The organism is Paenibacillus sp. FSL R10-2736 (assembly GCF_038000245.1).
Classification (GTDB): domain Bacteria; phylum Bacillota; class Bacilli; order Paenibacillales; family Paenibacillaceae; genus Paenibacillus_AQ; species Paenibacillus_AQ phytohabitans.
In genome coordinates this window covers 1256697-1269969 of sequence record NZ_JBBOBN010000002.1, presented here as the reverse complement: position 1 = coordinate 1269969, position 13273 = coordinate 1256697, and the positions used below count along the sequence as shown (strand labels likewise).

12 protein-coding genes and 1 riboswitch are annotated in these 13273 nt (G+C 52.8%); of the genes, 2 read left to right on the top strand and 10 right to left on the bottom strand.

Annotated features, from left to right (window positions below; genetic code table 11):
• Positions 1 to 283: 283 nt before the first annotated feature.
• The 8 genes from NSQ73_RS33655 to NSQ73_RS33620 form a co-directional block, all read right to left on the bottom strand.
• Positions 284 to 1174, bottom strand: coding sequence for a phosphoribosylaminoimidazolesuccinocarboxamide synthase (locus NSQ73_RS33655; protein ID WP_340990505.1), 891 nt, complete (start codon positions 1172 to 1174; stop codon positions 284 to 286).
• Between the two features lie 368 nt (positions 1175 to 1542).
• A complete protein-coding gene (gene purB, locus NSQ73_RS33650; RefSeq protein WP_042133396.1) occupies positions 1543 to 2838 on the bottom strand; it encodes an adenylosuccinate lyase in 1296 nt (431 codons plus the stop codon).
• A 6-nt stretch (positions 2839 to 2844) separates the two neighbouring features.
• A complete protein-coding gene (locus tag NSQ73_RS33645; RefSeq protein ID WP_340990730.1) occupies positions 2845 to 4146 on the bottom strand; it encodes a 5-(carboxyamino)imidazole ribonucleotide synthase in 1302 nt (433 codons plus the stop codon).
• Positions 4147 to 4226: 80 nt separating this feature from the next.
• Positions 4227 to 4712 carry a 5-(carboxyamino)imidazole ribonucleotide mutase gene (purE, locus tag NSQ73_RS33640; protein WP_042133394.1) on the bottom strand — a complete coding sequence of 162 codons (486 nt, stop codon included), beginning with the start codon at positions 4710 to 4712 and terminating at the stop codon, positions 4227 to 4229.
• A 239-nt stretch (positions 4713 to 4951) separates the two neighbouring features.
• A riboswitch (purine riboswitch) is annotated at positions 4952 to 5053 on the bottom strand.
• 162 nt (positions 5054 to 5215) lie between these two features.
• Entirely contained in the window at positions 5216 to 5650 is a 435-nt protein-coding gene (locus tag NSQ73_RS33635) for a universal stress protein (protein WP_042133392.1), read from the bottom strand.
• Positions 5651 to 5700: 50 nt separating this feature from the next.
• A complete protein-coding gene (locus NSQ73_RS33630) occupies positions 5701 to 5964 on the bottom strand; it encodes a DUF1294 domain-containing protein (protein ID WP_039310312.1) in 264 nt (87 codons plus the stop codon).
• Positions 5965 to 6111: 147 nt separating this feature from the next.
• Positions 6112 to 7365, bottom strand: coding sequence for an MFS transporter (locus tag NSQ73_RS33625; RefSeq protein WP_052421655.1), 1254 nt, complete (start codon positions 7363 to 7365; stop codon positions 6112 to 6114).
• Between the two features lie 485 nt (positions 7366 to 7850).
• Positions 7851 to 9992 (bottom strand): DNA topoisomerase III, encoded by a 2142-nt coding sequence (locus NSQ73_RS33620; RefSeq protein ID WP_340990504.1) that lies wholly within the window; start codon positions 9990 to 9992, stop codon positions 7851 to 7853.
• A 126-nt stretch (positions 9993 to 10118) separates the two neighbouring features.
• On the opposite strand from NSQ73_RS33620, the gene NSQ73_RS33615 reads away from it, so the two are divergent.
• Positions 10119 to 10568 (top strand): SAM-dependent methyltransferase, encoded by a 450-nt coding sequence (locus NSQ73_RS33615; protein WP_340990503.1) that lies wholly within the window; start codon positions 10119 to 10121, stop codon positions 10566 to 10568.
• A gap of 21 nt (positions 10569 to 10589) precedes the next feature.
• The gene (locus tag NSQ73_RS33610; protein WP_340990501.1) at positions 10590 to 11495 is read left to right on the top strand and encodes an AraC family transcriptional regulator; all 906 of its coding nucleotides are present in this window, start codon (positions 10590 to 10592) and stop codon (positions 11493 to 11495) included.
• 73 nt (positions 11496 to 11568) lie between these two features.
• On the opposite strand, the gene NSQ73_RS33605 is transcribed toward NSQ73_RS33610, so the two are convergent.
• Positions 11569 to 12705 (bottom strand): DUF4179 domain-containing protein, encoded by a 1137-nt coding sequence (locus NSQ73_RS33605; RefSeq protein ID WP_340990499.1) that lies wholly within the window; start codon positions 12703 to 12705, stop codon positions 11569 to 11571.
• The gene (locus NSQ73_RS33600) at positions 12680 to 13273 is read right to left on the bottom strand and encodes an RNA polymerase sigma factor (RefSeq protein WP_340990729.1); all 594 of its coding nucleotides are present in this window, start codon (positions 13271 to 13273) and stop codon (positions 12680 to 12682) included. The genes NSQ73_RS33605 and NSQ73_RS33600 overlap by 26 nt, the downstream gene beginning before the upstream one ends.

Genomic DNA, 13273 nt, shown 5'->3' with positions numbered 1-13273 from the left:
ATGTGCTAACCTCTAACGGTGAGCTGCAACAACTCACTTCACTGCGGGCAGCTAACTTAACTGCATAATGTACAGCTATAATCTCAATATCTCCTGTGATAACAACTATAGTTGCATTTCGTACAGCTATTTCTCTAAAAAATCTGCTTTTCAGGCCATTTCACACATTTTAGTTGTATCAGATACAGTTAAAGAGCAAATGGCATCTTTTTCGGGCAAAATAACTGCAGAGAATACAATTAAAAGTTGGCTGCTGCTGGTCGGAACAGGCGTATCAGATAATCTATAAGGACTTTCCGGTAAGGCGGTGATAAATATCCAGGTACCGGCGTGAGGTCTCTTCCACCACTTCAACCGGCAGCGGGTCCGGCGTGCTGTTCTTGTCCCAGGAGGATGCCGAAAGGTAGCTCCGTACAGGCTCCTTGTCCATACTGTCGATCTCGATATCCAGCGCGTATTTGTCCTTGGCCCAAAAGCGGGAAGCATCCGGCGTGAAAATCTCGTCAATCAGGATGACCTTGCCGTCCAGCAGCCCGAACTCGAATTTGCAATCGGCGAGGATGATGCCGCGGTCTTTACAATATTCTCTGGCAAAAGCGAACAGCTTCAGGCTCTTCTCCTTCAGCTCCTGCGCAAGCTCTGCGCCAATCAGCTCCTGCATCTGCTCAAAAGGAATGTCCTCATCATGGCCGACATCATTCTTCGCCGCCGGCGTAAAGATCGGCTCGGTCAGCACCGCATTCTTGCGCAGCCCTTTGGGGAGCTCGATGCCGTTCACTTTGCCGGTCTCCTGATACTGCCGCCAGCCGCCGCCGGTAATACAGCCGCGCACGACACATTCGATATCAATCCGCTCTGCTTTGCGGACCACCATGATGCGGTTCTTCAGCGCTTCGCGGTCCCGTACAATATCCCCGAGCCGGTCCACGTCGATATGAACCACATGGTTCTCAATGAGCTCCTTGGTCTGGCCGAACCAGAAGGCGCTAAGCCGGTTAAGCACATTGCCTTTGTCCGGCACTGCCGGGTCCAGCACGTAATCAAATGCGGAAATGCGGTCCGTAACGACAATCAGTACCTCATCCCCCAAATCGTACAGCTCACGAACCTTACCTTTGTAGAGCAGCGGTGCATTTACGAGTTCCACGGCAGTGGATACGGCCGTTGATGTCATGACCTTTCCTCCCTTGAACAAATGATCTTGCTTATATTTGGGCTAAAAGCGTTGAGACGCTTGTTTCCTGCGCTTCGCATCAAAGGAATTGAAAGCTCCTTCGGGTTAATAGGGTCACTGCGGGAAATTTTGGACTTTCGATCGCTGTTATGTTTGAATTTCCTGATTTGAACCGCTGGCTGCGGTAGAAATCCAAACATAAAGGCGAACGCTAACGCTTCTCCAGTTCCAAAATTCCTCTCCGTTCCTCCTTTACCCCCAATGTCTAATCGTATTCCCCTGTTGCTACGCTTCCAGGGAACAACTCCCCAACACTCCGCCCATATCTTCTCCAGCTCATCAGTTCACCACTGACTCACCTTTTTTAATTAGATAAGCTCCAGCTTGCGGAAGATGGTGTCCACATGCTTGAGGTGCCAGGAAGGGTTGAAAGCATCCTCGATCTCTTCCGGACTAAGTACGGCTGTGATTTCCGGTGTAGCTTCAACGATGTCACGGAACTGGGTTTGTTCCTCCCAAGCCTGCATCGCACGCGGCTGTACAGTGTCGTATGCCTGCTCGCGGCTGAAGCCTTTGTCGATCAGCTTCGTCAGGATGCGGCCGGAGAACGGAACACCGAAGGTGCGGTTCATGTTGCGCTTCATGTTGTCCGGGAACACGGTCAGGTTCTTTACGATATTGCCGAAGCGGTTCAGCATATAGTTCAGCAGCATGGTCGCATCCGGCAGGATGATCCGCTCTACCGAGGAATGCGAGATATCGCGTTCATGCCACAGCGGCACGTTTTCGTATGCTGTAACCATATGGCCGCGGATCACGCGTGACAGACCGGAGATATTCTCGCAGCCGATCGGGTTGCGCTTATGCGGCATAGCGGATGAACCCTTTTGACCTTTAGCAAAAGCTTCCTCCACCTCGCGGATCTCACTCTTCTGCAAAGCGCGGATTTCAGTAGCGAACTTGTCCAGCGAAGTGGCGACCAGTGCCAGCGCAGCCATGTATTCAGCGTGACGGTCACGCTGCAGCGTCTGCGTGGAGATCGGTGCCGGGCTGGTGCCCAGCTTGCGGCAGACAAATTCTTCAACGAACGGGTCGATATTGGCATAGGTGCCGACAGCCCCGGAGATTTTGCCGAATTGGACGCCGCTCGCCGCATGACGGAAACGCTCCAGATTACGCTTCATTTCCTCATACCACAGCGCCATCTTGAGTCCAAAAGTCGTCGGCTCAGCGTGTACGCCGTGTGTACGGCCCATCATCGGGGTATCCTTGTAAGCTACTGCTTTATCTTTAAGAATCTCAATGAACCGGATAATATCCTGCTCCAGAATTTCGTTGGCCTGACGCAGCAGGTAGCCGAGCGCCGTATCGACAACGTCCGTGGAGGTCAGTCCGTAATGCACCCATTTGCGTTCTGCACCCAGGCTCTCCGATACTGCACGGGTAAAAGCAATCACATCATGACGCGTTTCCTGTTCAATTTCGTCGATCCGCGCGATGTCGAATTTGGCGTCCTTGCGCAGCTTCGCGGCATCCTCATGCGGGATCACTCCCAGCTCGGCCCAAGCCTCACAGGCGCAAATTTCAACTTCCAGCCACGCGTTAAATTTATTTTCTTCGGTCCAAATGGCCCGCATCTCAGGTCTGCTGTAACGTTCGATCATAGCTTGTCAGTTCCTCCAAAAGTTAGTTTGCTCTACCCAGGACAGGCCGTCTCCGGTGTCCTTGCAGAGCAGGTTGATATGGCCCATTTTGCGGCCGGTCTTGCTCTCAGTCTTGCCATATATATGAAGCTTAGGGGATACCCCAAGCCGGTTTGATTCTTCATCCGCACTGCAGGCCGCCTGAATGGCGCCCTCCAGATGCTGGCCGAGCACATTCACCATGACTACAGGCGTAAGCAGCGTAGTGTCGCCCAGCGGCAGATTGCAGATCGCCCGCACATGCTGCTCGAACTGCGAGGTTACGCAGGCATCCATTGTATAATGCCCGGAGTTATGCGGGCGCGGAGCCAGCTCGTTAACGAACAGCTCTCCGTCCTCCGTCACGAACATCTCCACAGCCAGCAGTCCAACGGCATCCATGCCGGACACAATCTGCTCGGCCAGCTCGCAGGCCCGCCGCTGAATCTCCTCCGGCACCCTGGCGGGTACAATCGAGAGATGCAGGATATTGTCTACGTGTATGTTCTCGGCGGGCGGGAAGCTCTTGACTTCACCTGACGCGCTGCGGGCGGCTATGACCGAAATTTCGCATTGGAAGGCGATAAATTTCTCCAGCACCAGCTCGGGTGCATGTGGCCTGGCTTCGGCAGCGTCTTTCGCTTCAGCCGCTCCCGGCGAGTCGGGCGAAGCCGCTACCCCGCTTGCTTGCGGTGCTGGAGCCGCCGCTCCCGGTGCTACCTGCCGGAACGCTGCTGCCAGCTCTTCCGGCCGGCGGATGACGGCTTGTCCCTTGCCGTCGTACCCCCCTGTGGCTGTCTTCAGCACACAGGGCAGGCCCAGCTCGGCAGCCGCGGCCTCAAGCTCCGCCAGGCTGCCGACCTTGCGGTACGGGGCAACGGGCACGCCCGCCGCCTCGATGGCCGCCTTCTCGCGCAGCCGGTGCTGCGTCGTATACAGCAGCGCGCTGCCCTGCGGCACGTACGATTCCTCCGTCAGCAGCGCGGCTACGCCCGCGTCGACGTTCTCGAACTCGTACGTGATCACGTCCGCGCGCTGCGCCAGCTCACGCGCCGCATCCCGGTCGTTGTACGCCGCAATAATCTGCGGCGTAACCTGCCCGCAGGGCGCATCCGGCGCAGGGTCCAGCGCCACGAAGCGGTACCCCATGGCGCTGCCGGACAGCGCCATCATGCGCCCGAGCTGCCCGCCGCCGAGCACGCCGATCGTCGCGCCGGGCAGCAGCGTCCGGGGCGTTCCCGCCCCTGGTGCTTCAACAGCACCAGCGGCTGCCTCCTCCCGGCGCTCCATTCTCTCAGCTCCAGCTTGATCCCGCTCTGCTCGTTGCTGCTCCAAGTTCTCCAAGCCTCCGGTCTTCGACTCCATCGGTCTCATAGCGTCTCGCTGCTTTCCAGCACTTCGCGCTGGATCGCCTCGCGCCGCAGCTGCACCTTTCTCGCCACCTCCGGCTCGAAAGCACCGATGATCTGCGCCGCCAGCAGCCCTGCATTCGTAGCTCCGGCACGGCCAATGGCTACCGTGGCTACCGGGATGCCAGCCGGCATCTGCACAATCGACAGCAACGAGTCCAGGCCGTTCAACGCCTTGGACTGCACAGGCACCCCGATGACCGGCAACGTAGTTTTGGCTGCCACCATACCCGGCAGATGCGCCGCACCGCCCGCTCCGGCGATAATCACCTTCAAGCCGCGCTCCACCGCTTCCTCGGCATAACGGAACATCAGATCCGGCGTGCGATGTGCCGAGATGACCTTTTTCTCATAAGGCACACCCAGCTCCTCAAGCACAGCACATGCATGCTCCATAGTTTCATAGTCCGATTTGCTGCCCATAATGACACCTACTTGCACAGACATTGTTCACCCAGCCTTCCGTTTCCCTTTATAGATATTCCTTGGATTTAAGTGTGTCCCATTTCCCTCTAGTTTCCCATAAATCCGAAAAAAATAGCCCGGATTCCAGACGCATTTTGCTGCGGGTGGACCCGGACTACTAAGGAATTAGGAGAGTACTGCTCCGGCATCTGCAGATACCCGGCCTTTAAGAGAGCCGGCGCAGAGCACACCCCCGGTATATGCGGCGGCGGCTGGCCGTTTCAGTTATCCTATTTCCTCGTAGTCCGGCAATTTACGGTTACCGGGTAGAAACTTCCGGGCCTTATCCCCGGTTTTATACGAGCTCTTCATAGGTTCAGTTTAACAATGCCCTACACTTCGTGTCAACTTAAACACGAACATTGTCATATCATGTCTCTCAAATGTTCGCTTTTGGGCACATTTAATTTTCTTATTCCGCCTATTCCGGCCATCTCCGCAGAAAAAAAGGGGAACGCCTAAGCGCTCCTCTGCAAGTATCTCTATTATTTAACAACCAGCACCGGAATGCGCGCGCTTTGCACTACATTGTGGCTGACGCTGCCCAGAACGAACTCCCGGATTCCGCCAAGCCCGCGGCTGCCGATAACGATGACATCCACCGTGTGCTCTTTGGCATAAGCCAGAATCACTTCGGCAGGCGATCCCTGCAGCAATTCTACAGTAGCGTTCAGGCCTTCGGCTTCCAGCCGGCTTTTCACTTCATCCGTAGTCTGGACCGCGAGGTCATAATAATCCTTGTTCACTGATGCCGGCAGAGGCGCGAGAGCTTCCCCGATGAAGAACCGCGGGAATTCAAATGCGTGTACGACGTACAGGGAGGACCCTGGAGTTACCTTGGCCAGTTCAATCGCACGTTCCAATGCCTGATTGGAAGCCTTCGAACCGTCATAGGCTAGCAAAATTTTAGAGAATAACATATACGCCACCTCTTTCTATTGTGTACAGCCTTAGCCAAACTACAAGAAACTTAACTCAAAAAATATCCATACAGCAGGATATTCAGCAGCAGCAGCAGCGGAATTCCAATCCTGAAGGAAGTATGCCTCGTCTTGTGGCGCTTGCGGTACATGGCAATCAGCACACCCAGCGCGCCGCCCATGAACGCGAGCAGAAACAGTGTTTTCTCCGGCACCCGATCCCGTCTTTTGCGGGCCTTGTTCTTGTCTTCCGACATCACTACATACCCGATAATATTGATCAGTGCGAACCACAGCAATACAACCTTGACCATCCTTCCGGCCCCTCCTCCTTGCATCCTATCTACTCTCTATTATATTACCCTTTTCGGCAAAAAACCAATAAGTTCCCCCACAAAGTGAGGTTTTGGCGCAGGTGATCACTCAGGTACTTTGCGGGGACCCCTTCTATTACAATAAACCTAACCCTGCCTGCCAAGTATCCGCCGCTCTTGTCTGCTCCCTGTGCCCGGTTCCCCGGCCTCTCTGATCCATAGCCAGGACAACACTGCAGCAAGCAGCGCCGCAATTCCGCCAAGCCAGAAACCGCCGGTCAGTCCATACGCCGCACTCATCCATCCTGCAACAAATGGTCCCCCTGACATCCCTATGGCATACACCGCCTGATAGAAGCCCATAGCCGTTGCCCGTTTGAACGGAGCGACTCCCGACACCGATTTACCCAGCAGCAGCGGGAAAATAAGACCCTGCATGAAGCCGTTCCCAATCTGCGTTGCACAGAGAGCGGCTAGAGTAGGCATAGAGGGAATCAGCAGCGTGAATACCGCACTCCCGGCAAAACCCAGCATTAACGTTCCCCGGTCCCCAAGCCATTTGCCGAATAGACGTGAGCCGTACAGTGTGGCAATCGCATGCGGCAGCATGAAAGCCAGCGTCAGCCAGCCGAGACTTTCTTTGCTCGCTCCAATATCCAGCGCCTGATTCGGCGTATAGCCGAACATCGTAATGAACAGTACACAATGCGCCAGCACGGACAAAAGCGAGACCTTGACCAGCAGCGGTTCCCGGACTACTCCGGCAAGATCTTTTATCTGAATCGCATTCCGCTTCTCCTGCTTCTGTTCAGGCAGACGTAGTGCAAGCAGCAGCGCTGCCGCCGCCACAATCCCGCCGATAATAAACGGAGTGTTCCAGCCCCAGTGATCGACCATATAGCCGCTGATCATCATACTGGTCAATTGGGCAATAACCGTTGTGAACTGCAGCATGCCCATCGCTTTACCAGCCTCTTCTTTCGGAAAATACCCCGCGAACATCACCGAGTACACGACCCACGCGGAGGCCGCAATCCCTGAGACGGCACGTGCAGCCAGCGCCCAGCCCGGATGAGCACCAGCCAGGAACAGCAGACAGCTTGCTCCGCTGGCGATCAGCCCCAGATAAATAAACGGCCGCCGCCGGTTAAGATAATCCGAACCGATTCCGATCGGCAACCGGAACAAGATCTGCATCAGGCCGTATACGCCCAGCACCGCTCCAACCATGACATAAGAAGCTCCCAGATGCTCCACATACGGAGACAACACAGGCACATAGATATAAGAAGAGAACCAGAACATAAAGACAATCACCAAAAAGAAAAACCGGCTGCCCCCCCTCTTGCCTGAGCCTTGTACCGATTGAATTTGATCCTCTTGTTGCTTAGCCGCCGCCACTTCATCACCCGCTCCACTATATTTGCCGGAACCCTAATAACCCTGTCCAGCTTCAATCTTCTAAGTAAAACATATCTGCCGCCCCTTGGACAGCCTTCGTAAAGTAACATTACACTTAATCTTCTGTCATACACCAGCCAGCTCCGCGATTTCCATAAACACAACAAAACCACCGGATGCTCCGGCAGTCTTGTTGTTCTCGAGGCATTCCCTCTCTGGAAGGGAAATTAACTTCTATATAACAGAGCTTAGAATAAACGTGCTGCTCTTACGTTAACTAGTCTTACGCTTGTATCTTCGTTTGTATCTTTGCTTTTATCTTCGTTGTATCTTCGTTTGTATCTTGGCTTGCATCTTCGTTGTATTTTGTTTTTGTCTTCGTTATATCTTTGTTTTTATCTTTGTTTTTATCTTCGTTGTATCTCCGCTCGTTTTTTGCCACTTACTTCATCTAATGCACTGTTGCCCTTACACTTTAGGCTATTTTATTTCCCCTTCTGCTTGGCTTCCATCGCTGCCTTCAGCAATTCACCAAGGTTAGAGCCGCCGGCGCTTTCCGGCTTGCTGTACTGCTGGACCAGTTTCTGCTGTTCACGTTTGTTGATATGCTTGTGGTCCTTATCCATCGTCTCCGTAATCCCGCAGCCGAGGCACTGCACATACATCCCTGCCTTGCCTTCCTTAAGCTCCATCTTCTTATGGCACTGCGGACAGCGGCGGTTCGACAGCTGCTTCTCCCCTGCCCGGGTATAGCCGCAGTCCTCTTTGGGGCAGACCAGCAGCTTGCCGCGTTTGGTCTTCTTCTCCAGCATTCTTGTCCCGCATTCCGGACAATGGCTATTAGAGACATTATGCGGCTTGTATTCCGCTGCGCTATTCTTGACTCCGGACACCAGCTCCTGTGCCATACTGCGGATGCCCTGCAGAAAAGGCTCCGGACGCCCTTGCCCGCGCGCGATCTTCTCCAGCTCCGCTTCCCATCGTGCTGTCAGCTCCGGAGTGCGCAGCTGTCCTGAGACCAGTCCGATCAGCTGCTTGCCTTTGCCGGTCGGATGCAGCAGATTACCCTGCCGCTCAATCGTATCCGAGCTGACCAGCTTCTCGATGATATCCGCACGGGTTGCCGGTGTTCCCAGCCCGTACTTCTCCATCTGCGTCAGCAGCGAAGCTTCATTATAACGCTTCGGCGGCTGCGTCCGGCCGGGTTTGATGATGCAGCGCTCAATCTTCACACTGTCACCTTCACGCAGCTCCGGCAGCTTCACACTGCCCGCTGCCGGTTCGTCAGCTAAGCTCTCCTCATCCTCATCCGAACTCATATCCCCGCCATAGACTTCGCGCCAACCCGCGTCCTTAACCGTAGTGCCTTTAACCTGGAACGTTTCTCCCTCCACGCTCACCGTTACAGCCACTGCATCATAACGTGCCGGAGGATAGAACAGGCTGATGAACCGCCGTACAATCAGATCATACAGCTTCCGTTCTTCCGCACTTAACAGATTAAGCAATACCGTCTGCTCTGTTGGAATAATTGCGTGATGGTCACTGACCTTACTGTCGTCAACAATCCGTTTCGTAACCGGCAGCGGTTTGCGCAGTAGCGGTCTAGCTAGGGCCGCATACGGTCCGACTGCTACGCTGTCCAATCTTTCTTTTAGCGTACCCGTCATATCGGCAGTCAGGTAGCGGCTGTCCGTACGCGGATAAGTAACCAGCTTATGCTGTTCATACAGCTTTTGCAGCAGGCTTGAGGTTTGTTTGGCCGAGAAGCCAAATTTACGGTTTGCATCCCGCTGCAGCTCTGTCAGATCATAGGCCAGCGGATGGGGTTCACTTTTCTCGCTTTTGTGCACCTTGGTAATCCGTCCACTGCGGCCGGTCAGCTTCTCCTTCAGGATACCCGTCTTGTCTCTGTCAAAAATCCGGCCGTCCCCGCCCTGCGCACGCCATCCTGCCTGGAAATTGCCGAAATCAGCAGTCAGCAGATCGTATTCCTGGGAACGGAAGCCTGTAATTTCATTCTCCCGGTCCATAATCATGCCAAGCGTAGGTGTCTGTACACGTCCTGCCGAGAGCGGCGCACCGAACTTACAGGTTAAGGCGCGCGTAATGTTCAGCCCGATCATCCAATCCGCCTCTGCACGGCAGCGGGCAGACTCATACAACCGGTCGAAGTCCTTGCCCGGACGAAGCGCGGCGAAGCCTTCCTTAATCGCCTTATCCGTCTGCGAGGAGATCCACAGCCGCTTGAACGGCTTCTTCCAGCCAGCCATATTCATGATCCAGCGTGCCAGCAGCTCCCCCTCACGCGCAGCATCCGTCGCAACGATCAGCTCCTCAATATCCTGCCGTTTCATCAGCTGCTGTACCGCTTTGTATTGCTGGCTGGTCTCCCGCAGCACCTTCAGCTTGGCCTTCTCCGGAAGAATCGGCAAATCCTCCAATGCCCAGGTAGCATATTTATTGTTATAGTCCTCAGGCTCAGCCAGGCCAACCAGATGACCCAGAGCCCAGGTAACCACATATTTCGGACCTTCCATATAGCTCTTTTGCTTATTTCCGCAGCCCAGCACCCGGGCAATCTCCCGGGCAACCGATGGCTTCTCCGCCAGTACCAGTACCTTCATAATTCTCTCCCCTCCATATCAACAACCTATTATACCACGGGATAAAAGACAGCAAATATCATCAGGCTGATTTCATTTCATTCAGATAGACTAGAATTATTCCCCAGCCGAAAGGAGTCACAGCCAATGCTCACAACAGAACCGTATAATGTTATATCAGTAGGTGTAGTATCCGTATCCGGATCACAGCACAACCTGCGTCTCGAGATTAAACCGCAATACAGACCTGCCTTGAAGGGGCTGGCTGATTTCAGCCACTGCCAGATTCTCTGGTGGATTCATGAATTTGCAGACGATGCCTTCCGGCGTACTACGCAGATTGAGCCTCCATATGAGGCTCCGGTAACTGGTGTATTTGCCACACGTTCTCCCGTACGCCCTAATCCCATTGGCCTTTCTGTGGCCGGAATTGTGTCCGTTGATGTTGAACAGGGAATTGTTGAGGTTACCGGACTGGATGCCTATCCAGGAACGCCTGTGCTCGATATGAAAGCCTATTTTCCTGCTACCGACCGTGTCCGCCATGTCAGAGTTCCTGTATGGGCTGCCTCCTGGGGGGAGTGGGCTCTAGAGTAAATTAGTACGAGGAGAGAGCTCATGACTAACTGCAAGCTTATTCTGCAAGCGATTGAGTACATTGAATCCAATCTGAAGCAACCATTGTCTGTCCTGACCCTCTCCAGAGTGAGCGGTTACTCGCTGTATCATTTTATCCGGCTGTTCCAGGGGGTTACCGGGCTGACACCCGGCGACTATATCGCAAGACGTCGAATTTCCGAGGCTGCACGTGAGATTCTGAGAAGTTCCTGGCGCACCTTTCAGGATATTTCGCTGGATTATTCTTTTAATGATTATGAGACCTTCACCCGTGCCTTCAAAAGATTGCTCCATACCACCCCCACCCGTATCCGCCAAAAATCAAATCCGGATATCCCTATGCTGCTCCATCCTATTCAAAGCAGGGATCTGCCGCACTGGACCGGCCATAATACAGCAGCTCCAGAGATTATTGCGCTCGGGGAAATCAGGCTCCAGGGACCATTTATTACGGTTAACAACGATCATTCCATTATTGGAGCAGCTTGGGAACAGCTATTCAGCAGTATCTCCTCTATACCCGAACGTAAGCTTCCGGAGAGGTATTATCAGCTTGGTTATTGGCCGGATAACTATGAGGATAGCGGCATCTCTTTTCTCTGTGCCTGTGAGTTGAACGCATCATCGCCTTTACCATCCGGCACTACATTTCGGGCAAACAGAGGACAAGCAGATAGCAATCTTCCCGTCCACATCCTGCCACCAGCGCGTTATCTTAAATTTCTGCATAAAGGTCCCTCAGCAGAAGTCTCCGCTACATACAAATATATATATGGCGTATTTCTGCCCGGAACTGATTATCGCCTAAACCTCACTTATGAATTTGAATATTACGGTGCAGGTTATCTTGGCCCGGATAATCCGGACTCGGTAAGTGAGATCTATATTCCGTTAACGCTGCTATAATTACACAGAAATCCGCACCTGCTATGCAGATGCGGACAAGTAAACTTCTCATTTTACGAATTATTTCTCTGCCTTAAGGAATCACTATAGTGGTCTCAAGTTCTTTATAATAAGTTTTTACCCGTTCACCATTAGCATCCAGCAAAAGATTCAGCTCACTATCAAACGTACATGTATACGGTCTGACCGTAATCGTCTTGGGAATTTGCGGGAAGGTATTGTACAGATTATCCAGAATAGGATGCTGAACTGCTTTGGCCATGGCATACCCCATCTGCCGGGGATTGATCACATTGCCGGCATCATCCACAAGCTCATAGAATACTTCGGTAGGCGCATATTCTCCTGTCTGCTCCGCCGAGGCAGGCACTTCCCCTTCACTGGTTACGATCAATCTTAGGGTAGCAGGCGTAATGTCCAGACTCTTCACTGTGTAATGGAAGGAGCCTTTGCTTGCCCCCTGACCTGGAGTAAGATTAATTACTCCCTCCGTTACTTTTTTCACCGTTACCTGGAACTCAAACGGCTCTGCGATCTGAGCAACCGGCACACTGATATTCACCTTGAATTCGTCTCCCAAAGCTGCGGTGTTCCGCAGTTCATTCAGCTCCAACAGAAGGGTTTGGGGTTGTCCCTCTACGTCACCTGTAGAAGAGGAGCCGAAGCTGATGGGCTCACCTGACACCTGAGTAACCACAGGCAGCCCCAGTAGCCCTTTGGTCGACTGATCAAAGTCATGTGTTTTGAAATCAGTAATCTCCGCCAGAACCCGTTCATCCATGATTCCTGCTCTCTCAAATCCAATGGCTAGCCGGGTACCGTCATAAAATACTTCTGTAACACTTAAAGTAACTCCATCCTTTGTAACGCTCATGTTAGGTGAAGTAGTCAAGCCCTTTTCCGCCGCCAATTTCAAACCCGGGTTCTCGGTGTGCTTGAAAATACTGCTGAATACGGGGAATTGACTCAATGTATCGGCCCATACAGGGGAGATGAATCCTGCTGTTACTGTACCTAACCCGATCATTACGGCCACACATGCGGCTGCTAATGTCTTTTTAATCAATTTGCTGCCTCCTTTGATCTCCATATGCTCAATACGGTTCATAATTTGCTCATTGTAACTGTCCACAGGAAGCTGAACCTTTCCGATGCTGCTGCGAATCTGCTCCATCATTTGCTTCTCAGTTTGATTCTGCCACTTCTCCACGAGTGCATCCTCCTTCGTTCGCTTTTTGCTGGATCAGTTTTCTCCGGAGCCGTTCATACTTCTTGCGGAGAGCGGCAGAACTGCTCCCGGTTATCTGTGCAATTTCTTCGAAACTATATTGTTCAACTACACGAAGAATTAACAACCCTCGCTCTTCCGGATTAAGAGTGCCAAACAGTTTGTCCACAGGCGAATCGTCTGGGAATCCTGAATAATCCCGTACCAGCTGTAATTTATAAAGTGACAACAATCTGCTGCGGCGTTTACGTCTGCGAAGCTGGTCCAGGCAATGATGATACGCTACCTTATATAACCAGGCTGAAAAAGAGACACGCTTCTCATAATGCCTAAGCTCTTGATACACCTTTACGAATATGTCCTGCACAGCATCCTCTGCTTCTTCACGGCTTCTTAATATATAATTGCAATATGTGTAGATCTGCCGCTCATATGCAGTAATTAACGTTGTAAAGGCTTGCCGTTCACCTGCACGCACCTTATTAATCGCTTCTTCAATCATATTTGGATTCACTTGGCCCCCGGGGTTGCCTTGCTCCAAAAGAATCAC